Annotated in this window: 16 protein-coding genes; 5 read left to right on the forward strand and 11 right to left on the reverse strand. The window is 64.5% G+C overall.

The features are described from left to right. Together QQL28_RS30870 and QQL28_RS30875 are read right to left on the reverse strand one after the other, a co-directional pair. Complete coding sequence (locus QQL28_RS30870; protein WP_284271621.1) at positions 1–786, reverse strand: 2-keto-4-pentenoate hydratase; 786 nt, start codon at positions 784–786, stop codon at positions 1–3. A 6-nt stretch (positions 787–792) separates the two neighbouring features. Continuing rightward, the gene (locus tag QQL28_RS30875; RefSeq protein WP_284271623.1) at positions 793–1,353 is read right to left on the reverse strand and encodes a L,D-transpeptidase family protein; all 561 of its coding nucleotides are present in this window, start codon (positions 1,351–1,353) and stop codon (positions 793–795) included. Positions 1,354–1,552: 199 nt separating this feature from the next. On the opposite strand from QQL28_RS30875, the gene QQL28_RS30880 reads away from it, so the two are divergent. Then, positions 1,553–2,239 carry a response regulator transcription factor gene (locus QQL28_RS30880; protein ID WP_027525091.1) on the forward strand — a complete coding sequence of 229 codons (687 nt, stop codon included), beginning with the start codon at positions 1,553–1,555 and terminating at the stop codon, positions 2,237–2,239. A 59-nt stretch (positions 2,240–2,298) separates the two neighbouring features. Next, positions 2,299–2,742: a Crp/Fnr family transcriptional regulator gene (locus QQL28_RS30885; RefSeq protein ID WP_284271626.1), complete on the forward strand. Its 444-nt coding sequence runs from the start codon at positions 2,299–2,301 to the stop codon at positions 2,740–2,742. Positions 2,743–2,771: 29 nt separating this feature from the next. Here QQL28_RS30885 and xth read toward each other — a convergent pair whose 3' ends face one another. The 4 genes from xth to QQL28_RS30905 all read right to left on the reverse strand — a co-directional run bounded on the left by xth (position 2,772) and on the right by QQL28_RS30905 (position 8,414). Beyond that, positions 2,772–3,587 carry an exodeoxyribonuclease III gene (gene xth, locus QQL28_RS30890; RefSeq protein WP_284271627.1) on the reverse strand — a complete coding sequence of 272 codons (816 nt, stop codon included), beginning with the start codon at positions 3,585–3,587 and terminating at the stop codon, positions 2,772–2,774. A 214-nt stretch (positions 3,588–3,801) separates the two neighbouring features. Further along, positions 3,802–4,566, reverse strand: coding sequence for an outer membrane lipoprotein carrier protein LolA (locus QQL28_RS30895; protein WP_284271682.1), 765 nt, complete (start codon positions 4,564–4,566; stop codon positions 3,802–3,804). A gap of 163 nt (positions 4,567–4,729) precedes the next feature. Beyond that, positions 4,730–7,195 carry a DNA translocase FtsK gene (locus tag QQL28_RS30900; RefSeq protein ID WP_284271628.1) on the reverse strand — a complete coding sequence of 822 codons (2,466 nt, stop codon included), beginning with the start codon at positions 7,193–7,195 and terminating at the stop codon, positions 4,730–4,732. Between the two features lie 4 nt (positions 7,196–7,199). Then, positions 7,200–8,414 (reverse strand): aminotransferase class I/II-fold pyridoxal phosphate-dependent enzyme, encoded by a 1,215-nt coding sequence (locus tag QQL28_RS30905; RefSeq protein ID WP_284271630.1) that lies wholly within the window; start codon positions 8,412–8,414, stop codon positions 7,200–7,202. A gap of 300 nt (positions 8,415–8,714) precedes the next feature. Between QQL28_RS30905 and QQL28_RS30910 the strand changes: the two genes are divergently transcribed. Further along, positions 8,715–9,500 (forward strand): GGDEF domain-containing protein, encoded by a 786-nt coding sequence (locus tag QQL28_RS30910; RefSeq protein ID WP_284271631.1) that lies wholly within the window; start codon positions 8,715–8,717, stop codon positions 9,498–9,500. A gap of 367 nt (positions 9,501–9,867) precedes the next feature. Here the strand turns inward: QQL28_RS30910 and QQL28_RS30915 are convergent, their stop codons facing one another. The 4 genes from QQL28_RS30915 to QQL28_RS30930 all read right to left on the reverse strand — a co-directional run bounded on the left by QQL28_RS30915 (position 9,868) and on the right by QQL28_RS30930 (position 13,149). After that, complete coding sequence (locus QQL28_RS30915) at positions 9,868–10,272, reverse strand: GFA family protein (RefSeq protein ID WP_284271632.1); 405 nt, start codon at positions 10,270–10,272, stop codon at positions 9,868–9,870. Between the two features lie 220 nt (positions 10,273–10,492). Beyond that, complete coding sequence (locus QQL28_RS30920) at positions 10,493–11,941, reverse strand: ammonium transporter (protein WP_284271633.1); 1,449 nt, start codon at positions 11,939–11,941, stop codon at positions 10,493–10,495. A gap of 37 nt (positions 11,942–11,978) precedes the next feature. Beyond that, a complete protein-coding gene (locus tag QQL28_RS30925) occupies positions 11,979–12,317 on the reverse strand; it encodes a P-II family nitrogen regulator (protein ID WP_284271634.1) in 339 nt (112 codons plus the stop codon). A 493-nt stretch (positions 12,318–12,810) separates the two neighbouring features. Beyond that, the gene (locus QQL28_RS30930) at positions 12,811–13,149 is read right to left on the reverse strand and encodes a P-II family nitrogen regulator (protein ID WP_254101593.1); all 339 of its coding nucleotides are present in this window, start codon (positions 13,147–13,149) and stop codon (positions 12,811–12,813) included. Positions 13,150–13,393: 244 nt separating this feature from the next. Between QQL28_RS30930 and QQL28_RS30935 the strand changes: the two genes are divergently transcribed. After that, positions 13,394–14,290 (forward strand): DUF4339 domain-containing protein, encoded by an 897-nt coding sequence (locus QQL28_RS30935; protein ID WP_284271635.1) that lies wholly within the window; start codon positions 13,394–13,396, stop codon positions 14,288–14,290. A 105-nt stretch (positions 14,291–14,395) separates the two neighbouring features. Here the strand turns inward: QQL28_RS30935 and tesB are convergent, their stop codons facing one another. Further along, on the reverse strand, positions 14,396–15,259 hold the full coding sequence (tesB, locus tag QQL28_RS30940; RefSeq protein WP_284271636.1) for an acyl-CoA thioesterase II: 864 nt from the start codon (positions 15,257–15,259) through the stop codon (positions 14,396–14,398). Between the two features lie 212 nt (positions 15,260–15,471). On the opposite strand from tesB, the gene QQL28_RS30945 reads away from it, so the two are divergent. Beyond that, positions 15,472–16,692, forward strand: a complete 1,221-nt coding sequence (locus QQL28_RS30945; RefSeq protein ID WP_284271637.1) for a ubiquinone biosynthesis hydroxylase — start codon at positions 15,472–15,474, stop codon at positions 16,690–16,692. Positions 16,693–16,823: the final 131 nt, after the last annotated feature.

Here is a 16,823-nt window from a genome sequence, read left to right on the forward strand (position 1 = left end):
CTACCCGAACCTCACCGACACCTTCCCCAGCGCACCGAAATCCGCGGCGAGATGATCGCCGGCCTCGATCGGCAGCGGCGGATGGCACGTGCCGGTCGTCACCACCTCCCCTGCCCGCAACGTGATGCCGAGCGCGCGCAGCTCGTTCGCAAGCCAGGCGAGCGCGACACGGGGATCGCCGAGCACGTTCTTGCCATGGCCGACATAGCGCTGACCGCGCAGCGTGATCTCCGGCCGTTCTTCCACGAGATCGATCGCGCGCCAGTTTGCCGTCGCTGGCGGCCCCAGCACGAACAGATGCGCGCAGGCATTGTCGGCGATGAGCTGCGCCTCGCCGGCGCTGGCGAAATCGGCAAAGCGCGAGTCCGGAATTTCGATCGCGGGATGCAGGCTGTCGACCGCTGCAAGGACCTCCTCGACGCCATAGGCCCAAGATCGCGGCGGCAGGTCGCGCGCCATGCGGAAGGTGAATTCAGGCTCGCCCACCCGCATCTCGTTGCCCTTCATCGACGCCGTGCCGCCATCGGCGATGACGGTGTCGCTCAGGATGCGCCCGGCCATGGGTCCCCTGACATTGATGTGCTTCTGCCCGGCCTCGCTGGTCGCCGCGATCTTCCAGCCGAACAGCCTGCCGCTCGGAGAGGATTCGAGCGCGGCCTGGATCGCGTAGCCTTCGGCGCGCGAGCGCGGGCGCAAGGCGCTATCGAGCACGTCAAGCTTGGTGCCGGCGCGCCAGTGACCCGCGAGCACGCCCGAGGCAGCCCTGATCGCTTTGTCGTCGAGCATGGTCCCCTACCCGATGATGATCCTGGTCCTTGGTCCGAGCCGCCGCAACAATTGCAGCATCGCGGCTTGGGTCATCGAGACGCAACCCGCCGTCGGCCCAAAGTTCTCGCGCGCCAAATGCAGGAACACCGCGCTGCCGCGGCCGGGAATGCGCGGCCGCGTATTGTGGTCGATCTCGACGATGAAGTCGTAGAGGTGATCGGCGCGCGTGAGCCGGTCGCCGCCCTGCCCCTGCCCACGCCGGATCGGCCGGTTGTAGTGACGGTCGCCCGGGTCTTCGCACCAGGCGTCCTCGGCGCGGATGGCGCGGACCGGCAGTAAGGTCCGCGGCCGGCTGTGACGATCGCCGCGCCACCAGAGCTGCCGCGGCCGAAAACTGCCCTTCGGCGTGCCGCCGTCGCCCTCGCGCTTGTTGGCGCGGATGCCGCCGCGGCCGAGCGCCACGGGAATCGTCAGGGGCCCGGCGGTCAGCCAGCCCCGCCGCGGGTTACCGGCCGACGCCCTCACCCGGATCGTGGAAAGCGCCCCACTCTTGGCGTAAGATATTGGAATAGCTTGATTTTTCATGTGAAACCACGATGTCGGCTTCATTACGGGACATTCATCGAAATGCCCCGCTATTTTGGGTTAGAGTAGTTCTGGCTTGTGAATCGGTAACAGCCCACTACTTCAAGACGAACAACAATAATAACGGCGAACTCTAACTTACCAATCGCAGCTCTCACGCGGCATGCGCGTCGGAGTTCGACTCCAAAAGGATGACCCCATGGCCAATGCCCGCAAGATCCTGATCGTGGACGACGATTCCGATCTGCGCGACACGTTGGTGGAGCAATTATCGCTGCACGAAGAGTTCGAAGCCTCCGCCGTCGATACCGGCGCGAAGGGCGCGAGCGCCGCAAAGGCCAATTCCCCCGATCTCGTGCTGATGGATGTCGGCCTGCCCGACACCGATGGCCGCGAGGTGGTGCGCAGCTTGCGCAAGGGCGGCTTCAAGGCTCCGATCATCATGCTGACCGGGCACGATACGGATTCCGACACGATTCTGGGCCTGGAATCCGGCGCCAACGACTATGTGGCAAAGCCCTTCCGCTTCGCGGTGCTGCTGGCGCGCATCCGCGCCCAGCTTCGCCAGCACGAAGCCAGCGAGGACGCGGTGTTCTCGGTCGGGCCCTACAGCTTTCGGCCCGGCTCGAAAATGCTGACGGCGGCCAACGCCCGCAAGGTGCGGCTGACGGAGAAGGAAACCGCCATCCTGCGCTTTCTCTATCGGGCCGGCCAGATGCCGGTGTCGCGCGAGACGCTGCTCCAGGAGGTCTGGGGCTACAATTCCGGCGTCACCACCCACACGCTGGAAACCCACATCTACCGTCTCCGGCAGAAGATCGAGAAGGACGCTGCCAACCCGGAAATCCTGGTCACGGAAGCCGGTGGCTACAAGCTGGTGCCGTGATACGCTCCGAAGGCCCCGCGAATCGTTTTAGATCGCGGGCCCTTGAGCCACGGACCTGAATGTCAATCGACGACGACGTAGCGCTGCTCGAGCGTGTCCCGACCCTGCGCCTGTTGGGAGAGGCCTCGCTGCGCATGTTGGCGATTGGCTCCGAGCAGCGCGATTTCGTGCGCGGCGATGTGCTGTTCAACCTGGGCGAGGACGCCGACGCCGGCTTCGTGGTTCAGCGCGGCGCCTTTCGCGTCGAGGACGGCGCCGGCGCCGAGATGATCGCCGGCCCCGGCACGCTGATCGGCGAGCTTGCGCTGGTGGTGCCGATGAAGCGTCCGTCGAGCGCGATCGCGCTGGAGCATTCTTCCGTCATCCGCGTCGCCCGCAGCCTGTTTCAGCGTGTCCTGGAAAGCGACCCCGCCGCCGCCCTCCGCCTCCGCGACGAGTTCGCGATAAGGTCGAGCCAGATCGCGAGCGATATCCTGATGGCGGGTTCGAAGTTGAACAGCTGAAGTCGTCCTGGCGAAAGCCAGGGCGACCATCATAGATCCAGCGTCACCGTCACCGGCACGTGGTCCGACGGGCGCTCCCAGCTCCGCGCATCGCGAAGAATGCTGAAGTCCTGCACCGAGTCCTTGAGCGCGCGCGAGACCCAGATGTGGTCGAGCCTGCGGCCGCGGTCGCCGACGGTCCAGTCGGCGGCGCGGTAGCTCCACCACGTATAGACCTTCTCCGACATCGGAATGCGCTCGCGCGCGACGTCGATCCATTCGCCGGCCGACAGCGCGGCCAGCAGCTTCTCGGTTTCGATCGGCGTATGCGAGACCACCTTCAGAAGCTGCTTGTGCGACCAGACGTCGTTCTCGTGCGGCGCGACGTTGAGATCGCCGACCAGGATGTGGCGGTCCTCCCCGCGCGGATGCAGCGGCTCGCACGCCTTCAGCTCGTCGAGGAAGCGAAGCTTGTGGTCGAACTTCTCGTTCAGCTCGGGATCGGGAATGTCGCCGCCGGCGGGAACGTAGAAATTGTGCAGCACCAGCGGCTTTGCGATGTTGGCCTTCTCGCCGAACGACACCGAGATGTGGCGCGAATCCACCTTGTCGCAGAAGGTGCGGATATCGGTGTTCTCGAACGGAATCTTCGAGACGATGGCGACGCCGTGATAGCCCTTCTGCCCGTTGAGCGCGACGTGCTCATAGCCGAGCCGCTTGAAGCGCTTCAGCGGAAAGGCATCGTCGATGCACTTGGTCTCCTGGAGGCAGAGCACGTCCGGCCGCGCGCTCTTGAGAAATTTGGCGACGAGATCGATGCGCAGCCGCACCGAATTGATGTTCCAGGTTGTCAGGGAAAGACGCATGAGGGATGCGTCATAGCATGGTTTGCAAGTTGGGAACGCTGGGTGCCACGGCCAATCCAGGCCATCCACGGCAATCTCTCGTGCCCCGGACGCTGCGCGGCACGAAGTGACGCGCTGCTGAGCCGGGGCCCATGCAAGGCGTACCCTCTTTCTGGGTCCCGGCTCAGCGCTGCACCGCTTGCGCGCTGCAGCGCGTCCGGGACACGAGAGGGCATCAACCCGGCGACGGGACGCTGTAGTTGGTGAAGTCGATCTTGAACATGTTCGGATCGAGCTTCTTGGTAGAGTCGAGATTATAGACCGCGAAGGTGGTGTCGTAGCCCTGCGGGTCGGTCACCGTCCATTGCTTCAACTGGCCGTCCTTGGCGCCGACCATCAGCAAGAGGCGGCTGGTGCCGATCAGCGCCTGCTTCTCCTCGATGGTGACGCTGATGAAGAGATCGTCCGCGCTGACGTTGATGACGTTGGTGTCCTTCATCAGGTCGATGCGGTCCGAGAGCAGGAAGCGCAGCGGCGTCTGCGACAGCGGATAGACGTCCTGGGTCGCAAGCTTGCGGTCGCGCACCACGAGCGAGGATCCGTCGGCGATGATGTCGATCGGATTGGGCGGATCGTATTCGACGCGCATCTTGCCGGGCTTCTGGATGTAGAAGTCGCCTTGCGTCTTGCTGCCGTCGGGCCCGACCTGCACGAAATTGCCGATCAGCGTCTGGAGCGAGGACAGATAGGCGCTGACCCTGGCGGCCTGCGCCTTCTGCTTGTCGTCGAAGGTCTGGAAGATGCTGCTCGGCACGTTGCGGCGCGGATCCGGAATGATCGGATTGGGCGGCGTCTGGGTGGCACCGGTCGTGGCGGACCCGCCGCTCATCTGTCCGCCGTCGCGGCCCTTCGGTGCGGGTTTCGGAACGGGCACGGTCTGCGCGAACGACGTCGTGCTGGCGGCAGCCATCGAGGCGGTGATGACGAGCATGCCCGCCAGCCGCACGCTGCGCGCGGTCAAGGAGGCAGCAAATCGAATATCTGGATTTCCGGTCAACGCGTCGTCCTGTGTGGCTGGGCGCCCTTTTACCGTGGTTTCGGCCAAAAGCAGATAACGTTTTTGCGTGAAAAACTCATTGTGAGGCCCGCCCAAGCCTTGCGCCTCACATATGGCTGTCCTCTTCCTCGACCAGAATCTCGCGTTTGCCGGCATGATTGGCCGGTCCGACAATACCTTCCAGTTCCATGCGCTCCATCAGCGAGGCGGCGCGGTTGTAGCCGATCTGGAGCCGGCGCTGGATGTAGCTGGTGGAGGCCTTGCGGTCGCGTTTGACGATCGCGACGGCCTGCGCGAACAGGTCGCCGCCGCCATCCGCACCCATGCCGGTGGCGTCGAAAACCGCGCCGTCTTCGTCCTCGGCAGGTTCTTCCGCGGTGACAGCTTCGAGATATTCCGGCTGTCCCTGCGTCTTGAGGTGGCGCACCACCTTCTCGACTTCCTCGTCGGAGGCGAACGGGCCGTGCACGCGGCTGATGCGGCCGCCGCCGGCCATGTAGAGCATGTCGCCCTGGCCGAGCAGCTGCTCGGCGCCCATCTCGCCCAGGATGGTGCGGCTGTCGATCTTGGAGGTGACCTGGAAGGCGATGCGTGTCGGGAAGTTCGCCTTGATGGTGCCGGTGATGACGTCGACCGACGGACGCTGGGTGGCGAGGATCACATGCAGGCCCGCAGCGCGCGCCATCTGCGCGAGGCGCTGCACCGCGCCTTCGATGTCCTTGCCGGCGACCATCATCAGGTCGGCCATTTCGTCGACGATGATGACGATATAGGGCAGCGGCTCGAGCGAGAGCTTCTCTTCCTCGTAGATCGCCTTACCGGTCTCCTTGTCGAAGCCGGTGTGCACCGTGCGCGTCGGCTCCTCGCCCTTGGCCTTCACTTCGAGCAGGCGCGCATTGTAGCCGTCGATGTTGCGCACACCGAGCTTGGCCATGTTCTTGTAGCGCTCTTCCATCTCGCGCACGGCCCATTTCAGCGCGACCACCGCCTTCTTCGGGTCGGTCACCACGGGGGTGAGCAGATGCGGGATACCGTCATAGACGGAGAGTTCGAGCATCTTCGGATCGACCATGATCAGCCGGCACTGATCGGGCCGCAGCCGGTAGACCAGGCTGAGGATCATGGTGTTGATCGCGACCGACTTGCCCGAGCCGGTGGTGCCGGCGATCAGCATGTGCGGCGTGCGCGCCAGGTCGATGATGACGGGATCGCCGCCGATGGTCTTGCCGAGGCAAAGCGGCAGCTTTGCCACCGTCTCGGTCGCTTCCTTCGCGACCAGCAGCTCGCGCAGATAGACTTTTTCGCGATGCGCGTTCGGCAATTCGATGCCGATGGCGTTGCGGCCGGGCACGACGGCGACGCGCGCCGACAGCGCGCTCATCGAGCGCGCGATGTCGTCGGCAAGGCCGATCACGCGCGACGACTTGATGCCGGGTGCCGGCTCCAGCTCGTACAGCGTGACGACCGGACCCGGATTGGCTTTGACGATCTCGCCGCGCACGCCAAAGTCCTGGAGGACGCCTTCGAGCGAACGTGAATTGGTCTCCAGCTCGGCCTTGCTGAGTGGTTGGCGGTCGCCGGCCTTTGGCGCGGCCAGCATGGAGACGGACGGAAGGTCGAACTTGTCGGAGGATTTTTTCGAGGGCGTTTTCGGTGCAGCCTTCTTGCGCGGTGAGCGCGCGGCCGGCGCCTCCTCCTCTTCGTCTTCCTCGTCCTCGCTCTCCTCCTCGTAGCCCTCGTCCTCGGCATGCGGCGAGATCGAGGGTGCTGCGCGGCCGCCGAGACTGGGCTCCTGGCGATCGTAGGATACGGCGCGCGGCTTCGATCCGCTCGAAACCAGCGAGCGATAGGCGGCACCACAGAGCCAGACAATCCGTGCCTTGGTGCTCATCAGCGCATGGAATAGCCAGCCGAGCGACACCGAGCCGCGATCCTCGCCCTCTTCCTCGAACGGCGTGTCGTCATCCTCGATCGGTGTCAGCTCGTCGTCATGTTCGCGCGCGCCGACGCCGCAGGCGATCAGGAACGTCGCGGCCATCGCGACGAACAGGATGGTCCCGAGCACCACGCGATAGATGGTGCCCGCGGGTCCGAAGATCACGGCCGGTGCGCGCACCAGCGCGTCGCCGACCACGCCGCCAAGCCCGGTCGGCAGCGGCCATGCGCCGCCATGCGGCCAGCAGCTCGCAAAACCCGCCGCGATCGCCGTGCAGAGGATCCAGCAGCCGAGCCGCAGCGCCTCGCGATCGAACGGGCGGTGGGTCATCATGCGCCAGCCCCACACCGCGACGGTGAGGATCAGCATGATCGCGCCGAGACCGAGAATCTGCATCGCGAGATCGGCGCCGATCGCGCCGGCATAGCCGAGGATGTTGCGGATCGGTCGCGAGGTGGCGTGGCTCAGACTCGGGTCCTGCACCGACCAGGTCATCAGCGCGGTTGCGGCAACGCCGGACAGCGCGATCAGGCCAAGCCCGGCAAGCTCGCGCACACGGCGCGTCAGCGCGTCACGGATCGACGGCGGCAGGTGTGCGACCAGCGGGATGACACGTTCGATTGCCGACATGCTCATCCGCCTAACCCAACGTCGTGACCAGCCGGTGCAGCGCCTCGGCGGTGACCTCGCCGTTCTGCACCAGCGCCAGGCGGATGAAGCCCGCGCCTGGATTGAAACCGTCCGGCTGGAGCCGCGCCAGATAGCTGCCCGGAACGACGCGCACGCCGGCTTCCTTGTAGAGTTTCAGGGTCACCGCTTCGTCGTCGCCGAGCGGCGAGGTATCGAGCCAGACGCAGAAGCCGCCTTCCGGCCGGCGATAGCCGTAGCGGTTGCCGAGGATCTGATCGGCGAGATCGAACTTGATGCGGTAGAGCCTGCGGTTCTCCTCGACATGCGCCTCATCGCCATAGGCGACGGCCCCGACATGCTGGAGCGGCACCGGCACCTGAGGCGCGGCCACGTTGCGCAGCTCGAGGAACAGGCTCAGGAATTTCTTGTCGCCGGCGGCAAAGCCGACGCGCATGCCCGGCAGGTTCGAGCGCTTGGAGAGCGACTGGAAGGCGACGACGCGGGTGAAGTCGGGACCGGCGCATTCGAGCGCGCTACCGGGTGCTTCACGGGTGTAGATCTCCGAGTAGCACTCGTCGCTCAGGATGACGAAGCCATAGCGGTCGGCGAGGCCCTTCAGGCGGGTGAAATAGTCGCGCGAGGCGATCGAGCCCTGCGGGTTGGCGGGCGAGGCGATATAGAACGCCACGGTGCGCGCCAGCGTCGCCTCGTCAATCGCATCGAGATCGGGCAGGAAGCCGTTCTCGACCGTCGTCGGCAAGTAGATCAGCTCGCAAGCGGCTGCGCGCGCGCCGGCGCCATAGACCGGGTAGAACGGGTTCGGCATCAGGATCGCTGGCTTGCCCGGACGCGGGCCGACATAGCGCGCGGCCGTGATCGCCGCAAAGAACAGGCCTTCGCGGCTGCCGTTGAGAACGAGGACCTCGCTCTCGGGATCGATGGCGCGCGGCAGCTTGAAGCGATGGCCGAGCCAGGCCGCAGCAGCCTTCCGGAACGGCTCGATGCCCTTGGCCATCGGATAACGCCCGAATTCGGCAATGTGCTTGGCCAGCACCGGTCCGACGAAATCGGGCACCGGATGCTGCGGCTCGCCAACGGCGAGCGTAATCAATGACTTGCCCGGCTGGTGCGGAGCCAGCAGCTCGTTCAGCCGGACGAAGGGCGAGCGTTCGGTATCAGAGCTTCCACTGCCCTGCGGCGCACGGGATGAAGCGGTCATAGCCATACGTTGGGGCGCCAGCACTCTTGGAACTGCCGGTTGCAGGTCGCACCGGCCGGAAGCGGTTCAGTTCACCTTAGATAGGGCGAGGTTAAGGCGCGATTAACCATCGGCCGGTCGCCCCGTCCAGAGCCGAATAATTGCCGCCGTTGACATCGGGATGCGCGGCCATCGACGGTTCCGTTTCCCCGCATTTTAGGCAAGGCCGTCGCATCCCGTTAACCCCCTCCTCCAAGAAGGTTTTGGCCTCGGCGATTCGTTCGTCCCGCCGGTGTTATGGCTCTCGATGACAAGCGGGGGCGGCGCGTGACCATTCAGATTGCGACACATGGCGATGTGCTTCGCCACACGGCGAGGCGCGCGGCGATCGCAGCCAGCCTGACCATCGTGATGACCGCATCGACGCTGCTGCTGCATCTCGGCACCGATTTCAGCGCCACGGTGAGCGTCGGCTACATCATCGGCTTCAGCCTCTGCGTCGCCACCGCAATCTCGGCGTCACTGTCCGGCGCGCTCAGCTATCGCTCGGGGCTCTTGATGCAGGAACTGACGCTGACCCGCAGCGAGCTCGCGCGCATCTCCCAGACCGACCAGCTCACCGGCCTCTTCAACCGCCGCGGCTTCGACGATGCGGCCGCGCTCGCGCTGACCTCGGCGCGCAAGCGCAGCGTGCCGGTGACGGTGTTCCTGTGCGACATCGACCATTTCAAGTCGATCAACGACCGCTTCGGCCATGACGCCGGCGACAAGGTGCTGGTTGAAATCGCCGACGTGCTGCGGCAGCTGGCGCGGACCGAGGGCGTGCTGGTCGCGCGCTATGGCGGCGAGGAATTTGCCGGCCTGATGGTCGGCGTCACCCGCGACCAGGCCGAGCGGCATGTGGAGGCGCTGCGCACGACCTGCGCGTCACGCGAAATCCCGATCGGCGAAAATCTCGAGTGCGTCACCATCAGCCTCGGCTTCACGGTGTCGTGTGCCGATGCCGAGCTCGCCGAGCTTATCCGGATCGCCGACCGCGCGCTCTATGCCGCCAAGCGCCGCGGTCGTGATCGCGTGGTCGAAGCGGACGAACGCGCACTCGTGGCGGCGTGATCAGTCATTTTGATCGCCGCGTCCCTAAGGCAGAATGGCAATAAGCTGAATCGATCGAGCCACGGGCTCGCTTAACCTCTCCCGCTTGCGGGGGGAGGCACAGGCCGCCTTCGGCGGCCGTCCACCAAAGAGACGCCGAGGCGAAGCCTCGGCTGTGGCGAAGCGCCGGGTGGGGGCTCTCTCCATACGGGGAGTATCTCGATCGCGGAGGCACCCCCACCCCAGCCTTCCCCCGCAAGCGGGAGAGGGAGCGCACCTCCATCGTGGCTAAAGCATGATCCGGAAAAGTGTGAAGCGGTTTTCCGAAAAGATCATGCGCAAACAACAACCTAAGCGCGATGACGATTCATCCTAATCTCATCGCGCTTTAGTGCCCCGGCAGCTTCTCGAACGTCGGAATGCCCGTGGGGATCTGGTGGAATTCCTGCTTGTCGCAGGTGTAGATCGCCAGTTGCGGATGGAATTGCGCCGGCTCGTCCAGCGTGCCGACCTTGACGACGACGGCGGGCAGGCCCGGCACTTTCGTCACCAGATGCGTGCCGCATTCGGCGCAGAACTCCCGCGTCACCGCGCGCTCGAGGTCCTTGCGGGTGAACTGCTTGGGCTGGCCGGTGATGTAGGTGAAGCCGGCTACCGGCATGGCGATGAACGTATTGGGTGCGCCGCCCGAGATGTACTGGCATTCGCGGCAATGGCATTGCGCCTGCATCATCGGATCGCCCTCGGCGACGTAACGCACCTCGCCGCAATAGCATCCACCTTCGAGCCGCATGACGACCTCCCGTTTTGTTTTCGTTGAGGCCGCTATTTCTGCGCGAGCGGTGCGGCTTGGCAATCCCTCTTTTTTGTCGCGCCGGTCAAAAAACGATCAAAAAGAAAGGGGCTCCAACTTGCGCTGGAGCCCCTCAACGGTCGGGGCATTGCCGGGTATGTGCCCAAACCGTAGTTCTGGATGCGATCTGCCAGAGGAGATCGCATCCGGGAGGAGAGCGTTACATGTTGTAAGCGCGTTCGGTGTGCTCGGTGATGTCGAGGCCTTCACGCTCGGTCTCGACATTGGCGCGCAGGCCGACGATCACGTCGACGACCTTGTAGAGGATCGCCGAGCCGATGCCCGACCACACCAGCGTGGTGCCGACGCCCCAGGCCTGGGAGATCATCTGCGCCGCGAAGTCGTAATCGGCGACCTTCGGCGGGATCGCGGTGTAGTCGATGATGCCAGCACCACCCAGCGCCGGGTTGACGAGGATGCCGGTGCCGAGCGCGCCGACGATGCCGCCGACGCAGTGCACGCCGAACACGTCGAGGGAGTCATCGTAGCCGAGCGCATTCTTCACCACGGTGCAGAAGAACAGGCAGACGATGCCGACGACGAGGCCGAGGACGATCGCACCCATCGGGCCGGAGTAGCCGGCCGCGGGCGTCACCGCCACGAGGCCTGCGACAGCGCCCGAGAGCGCGCCGAGCACGGAGGGATGACCCTTCACGATCCACTCCGCGAACATCCACGCGAGCGCAGCGGCTGCCGTGGCGACGAAGGAGTTGGTCATGGCGAGCGCAGCGCCGCCGTTGGCCTCTAAGTTGGAGCCGGCGTTGAAGCCGAACCAGCCGACCCAGAGCAGCGAGGCGCCGATCATGGTCATGGTCAGCGAGTGCGGGGCCATCAGTTCCTTGCCGTAGCCGGTGCGCTTGCCGATCAGGAGCGCGCCAACGAGACCGGCGATGCCGGCGTTGATGTGCACCACGGTGCCGCCCGCGAAGTCGATCGCGCCCTTCTTGAAGATCCAGCCGGCGTCGGCGTTGACCTCGTCGAGCTTGGCCTGCGCCGCGGTCTTCGCCGCCGCATCAGCCGCAGCAGCGAGCGCCTTGGCAGCATCCTGGATCGCGTCCGGGCCGGGCCAGTACCAGACCATGTGCGCGATCGGGAAGTAGATCAGCGTGACCCAGAGCGGGATGAACAGCGCGACCGCCGAGAACTTCATGCGCTCGGCAAAGGCGCCGACGATGAGGGCGGGCGTGATCGCCGCGAAGGTCATCTGGAAGCAGACATAGACCAGCTCCGAGATGTTGGCATCGACGCTGAAGGTTGCCACCTTCGAATCCGTCGTGATGCCCATCATGAAGGCCTTGGAGAAGCCGCCGATGAAGTCGGAACCGCCGGTGAAGGCGAGGCTGTAGCCGTAGAGGGCCCAAAGCACGGTGACGACGCAGACCGTGTAGAAGACCTGGGCGAGAACCGAGAGCATGTTCTTGGAGCGGACGAGACCGCCATAGAACAGCGCGAGGCCCGGGATCGTCATCAACAGCACGAGCACTGTCGATGTCAGCATCCAGGCGTTATCCCCCTTGTTGACCGTTGGCTCGGCGTAGGCTGCGGTCGCAGCGAACATGCCGACTGCGAGGGCGGCCAATCCCGCGCCATAGGGACGCTTAAACGTCATTTCATTTTCTCCTGATTCGATAAGGTTGAGCGCGAAATCAAAGTGCCGCGGCGTCGGCCTCGCCGGTGCGGATGCGGACCGCATGGTCGAGGCTGATGACGAAGATCTTGCCGTCGCCGATCTGTCCGGTTTTTGCAGCCGACGTGATGGCGTCGATGGTCTTGTCGACCTGGTCGGAGCCGACGGCGACCTCGATCTTGATCTTGGGCAGGAAGCTCACGGCGTATTCGGCGCCGCGATAGATTTCCGTATGGCCTTTCTGCCGGCCATATCCCTTGACTTCCGTCACCGTGAGACCGTGAACGCCGATGGCGGTCAGGGCGTCCCGGACTTCTTCCAGCTTGAATGGCTTGATAATCGCCATAACAATTTTCATGGGTCCTATCCCCGCTTGGGCCCGGTCCGGACGTGGCCGGGCGTTCTCGACTGGTTCACCACGACGAGAGCGTCACACCGCGGGCACAGCCGGGCCCTGAGAATCAAATGCCGTGCCAGATCGGCTTCGTTGCCTAATGGATTATGAATGCGAGGCTTTTCCGGCTCTGCGGGTGTCGCGCTGCACTGCGCTAATACGTCGCGCCCAAAACGTAGTCATGGCTGCTCAAAATCCATGCAGGGCAAGCTGCAGACACAATGTTGCTCACGTGTCGGGCAGTCGAGCGGTAATTTGATACGGATCGGCGCTTACTGGAGCGCCTCGCCCGCCTGGGAGATGTCGAGGCCTTCCAATTCGTGCTCACGCGAGACGCGCAAGGGCACGAACAGGGCGACCAGCTTGAGCAGGACGAAGCTCGCGCCCGCCGATGCGAAGCATCGCCCGGAGACGCGCGTCCCGCGCCTCTCACATGAGGTCTTGCGAGACAGGAAATTTAGAGCGCGTCGCTGTCGGTCTCGCCGGTGCGGATGCGCAGCGCGTGATCGATCGGCGTGACGAAGATCTTGCCGTCGCCGATCTGCCCGGTGCGCGCCGTCGAGGTGATGACGTTGACGGCCTTCTCGGCGATGTCGGAGGGGACTGCGATCTCGATCCTGAGCTTGGGCAGGAAGTTCACGACATATTCGGCGCCACGATAGATTTCGGTGTGGCCCTTCTGGCGGCCGTAGCCCTTCACTTCGGTGACGGTCATGCCGTGCACGCCGATCGCCGTCAGCGCCTGGCGGACCTCATCGAGCTTGAAGGGTTTGATGATCGCGACGACGAGTTTCATGGTCAGGCCTGTTTCCCCGGAGCTTCGCCACACAAGACGCAGGTGGCGCTGCGTCAATCTGGCATCTTTCCGGGCAAATGGCATAAAAATGTTGCAGGTTGAAGAGGGAAAAAGGCGGAGCAACGAGGACGGCCGCCCCTGTACAGAGCAGCCGGTCGTCCTCCACAATGCATTTTTGGCATGGAAACGGTGAACCCAACCGTCCCGGCCGGTACATAAGTATGTTTGAGGGAGGGGGCGCGTCATGGCGAATTGGTTCTATGCATCCGAGGGCAAGCAGCAGGGGCCCTATGCGGACGGTCAATTCCGCGATCTCATTGCCCAGGGCGTGGTCCGCGCCGATACGCTGGTGTGGACCGAGGGCATGGCGGGTTGGCAGAAGGCTGCCGAAATTCCGGGATTGATGGCTGGCGGCGGTGCGCCGCCGATCGTTCCGGCTGGTGGGCCGCCCACGATGGGCTCCGGCGGGGGCTATGGCGGCGGCGGTTACAGCGGCGGTGGCTCCACGCTCTCGATCGATTTCAGCATCCTGGAGTTCGCCTGGCGCAGCATCGTCCTGCTGATCGGCATGATCCTGGTCATTCCGGCGCCGTGGGCGTTCGTCTGGTACACGCAATGGATCGTGCCCTGCGTGAAGGTTCCGGGACGGCCGAATCTCAGCTTCACCGGCAATGCGATGACGCTGGTGCCCTGGTATTTCGGCTTCATCGTTCTGGCCATCGCCATTGGCTTCACCGGCATCCAGTCGCTCAACAACCTGCTGTTCATCGCGCAGATCGTTCTGTACTGGCTGCTGATCAAATGGATGGTTGCGAACCTCGCCTCCAACGGGCAGCCGCTCGGCCTCAGCTTCACCGGCTCGGTCTGGGCCTATATCGGTTGGAACCTGCTGCTGGCGATCTCCTTCATCACCATCATCGGCTGGGCGTGGGTCATGGTTGCCCAGACCCGCTGGATGTGCCGCAACATCGAGGGCACGCGGCGCGACATCGTCTTCAAGGGCACGGGACTCCAGTTCCTCTGGCGCGCGGTCGTGACCGCCATCCTCTGCAGCTTCATCATCCCGATTCCCTGGATGTATCGCTGGATGATGGGCTGGATGGCATCGCAGACCGAGCTCGTGCCGAAGGGGTCTGTCTAAAGCATGATCCGGAAAAGTGTGAAGCGGTTTTCCGAAAAGATCATGCGCAAACAACAACCTAAAGCGCGATGACGATTCATCCTAATCTCATCGCGCTTTAGCGCCTCAAGTCTTCCGCTCGCGCACGGAGCCTTCCTGCGCGACGGAGGCCACCAGCGTGCCATCGGGCTTGAAGATCAGGCCGCGCGTCAAGCCGCGGCCTGATTGCGCGCTCGGCGAATCCTGCGCATAGAGCAGCCATTCGTCGGCGCGGAACGGGCGGTGAAACCACATCGCATGATCGAGGCTCGCCGGCATCATGCGCTTGTCGAACAGCGTGCGGCCGTAACGCGCCATTATCGCATCGAGCAGCGAGAAGTCCGAGGCATAGGCGAGCGCGCACATGTGCAGCGCCGGATCATCGGGCAAAGTCGCCGCGGTCTTGATCCAGACGTGAATGCGGCCGTCCTCGATCTTCTGGCCGAAATAGCGGCTGAGCTCGACCGGGCGCAGCTCGATCGGACGATCGGATTCGTAGTAGCGGCGGATGAATTCCGGCATCTCGCGGAAGATCGGCTGCTTGGAGACTTCCTCCGCCGTCAGCTTTTCCGGCGGCGGCACGTCGGGCATCTTGTCCTGGTGGTCGAAAGCGCCCTCCTCCTCGGCATGGAACGACACCATGATCGAGAAGATCGCATTGCCATGCTGGATCGCGGTGACACGCCGCGTCGAATAGCTCTTGCCGTCGCGCAGGCGTTCGACCTGGTAGATGATCGGCACCTGCGGGTCGCCCGGCAGGATGAAATAGCAATGCAGCGAATGCGGCAGCCGGCCCTCCACGGTGCGGCAGGCCGCGACCATCGCCTGCCCGATCACCTGCCCGCCGAACACCCGCTGCCAGCTCGTCTTCGGGCTGTTGCCGCGGAACAGATTCACCTCGAGCGGCTCGATATCGAGGATGGAGATGAGGTCGATCAGGCTTTTGGACATCTTGGCGCTTTCGGTGGATACGTCATTCCGGGGCATCGCGCAGCGATGAACCCCATTGCGCAATGTGGAATCTCGAGCCGACAACCTCTGGATTCCGGGTTCGCGCTGACGCGCGCCCCGAAATGACAAAGCGGGTCGGCCCTTGTTTCACCGCACTGTTTCGCCCAGCTCAAGTCTGCTAGCAAGTCCAAGAGTTAGTCGGGATTTTGGGTATGTCGGTACAGGGTAGCATTGTCATCGGCGGCGGCGCATTTGCGGGCCTCGCGCTCGCGATCGCGTTGCGCCAGGGCCTCGGTCCCGAAATTCCCGTGATCGTCGCCGACCCGGCGCTCGCCACACGGCCAAGCCGCGACCCGCGCGCCACCGCCATCGTCGCGGCCTGCCGCCGGCTGTTCGAGGCGATCGGCACCTGGGACGACGTCAAGGGCGGCGCGCAGCCGATCCTCGACATGGTCGTGACCGATTCCAAGCTGGAGGACGTCACGCGTCCGGTGTTCTTGACCTTCGCCGGCGATGTCGAGCCCGGCGAGCCCTTTGCTCATATGATCGAGAACCGCCAGCTTATTGACGTGCTGGTGACGCGCGCCGAGGCCGAAGGCATCGATCTTCGCGCCACCGCCGTCACCTCCTTTGACGCGGGTCCCGGCGGCATCGACGTCACCCTGGGCGATGGCAGCGTTGTCGCGGCGAGCCTGTTGATCGCAGCCGACGGTGCAAAGTCGAAGCTGCGCGAGCGTGCCGGCATCGCCACCCACGGCTGGGAGTACGATCAATCCGGCATCGTCGTCACGGTCGGCCATGAGCGCGATCATGAGGGGCGCGCCGAGGAGCATTTCTTGCCCGCCGGTCCGTTCGCGATCCTGCCGCTCACGGGCAAACGTTCCTCGCTGGTGTGGACCGAGCGCCGCACCGAGGCCGCGCGCATCACGGCGTTGAGTGAGGACGAATTCCACGGCGAGCTCGAGCAGCGCTTTGGCCTGCATCTCGGCGAGATCAAGGCGCTCGACAAGCCGCGCGCCTTTCCGCTGTCCTATTTCGTCGCGCGCTCCTTCATCGCCGAGCGCCTCGCGCTGGTCGGCGATGCCGCGCATGTCATCCATCCCATCGCGGGCCAGGGCCTCAACATGGGCCTGAAGGATGTCGCCGCACTCGCCGAAGTGGTCGTCGATGCCGCCCGGCTCGGCATGGATATCGGCCAAGCCGATGTGCTCGAGCGCTACCAGCGCTGGCGGCGCTTCGACACCATGGCGATGGGCGTTGCGACCAATTCGCTGAACTTCCTGTTCTCCAACAGGTCGACGCTTCTGCGCACCGTACGCGACATCGGCCTCGGCATCGTCGACCGCGCCCCTCCGCTGAAAAACCTCTTCATCCGCCAGGCCGCCGGTCTCACCGGCGAAGTGCCAAGGCTGTTGAAGGGCGAGGCGTTGTAAGGCGCACTCGCGCCAAATCCTCCGCTGTCGTCCCGGCGAAGGCCGGGCCCCATAACCACAGGATCGAGTTTGACGATGACTCGTGGCTACCCGCCTCGCGCCACAACCTCTGGGGGTATGGGTCCCGGCCT

It is taken from the genome of Bradyrhizobium iriomotense, assembly GCF_030160715.1.
In the GTDB taxonomy this organism is placed as follows: Bacteria; Pseudomonadota; Alphaproteobacteria; order Rhizobiales; family Xanthobacteraceae; genus Bradyrhizobium; species Bradyrhizobium iriomotense.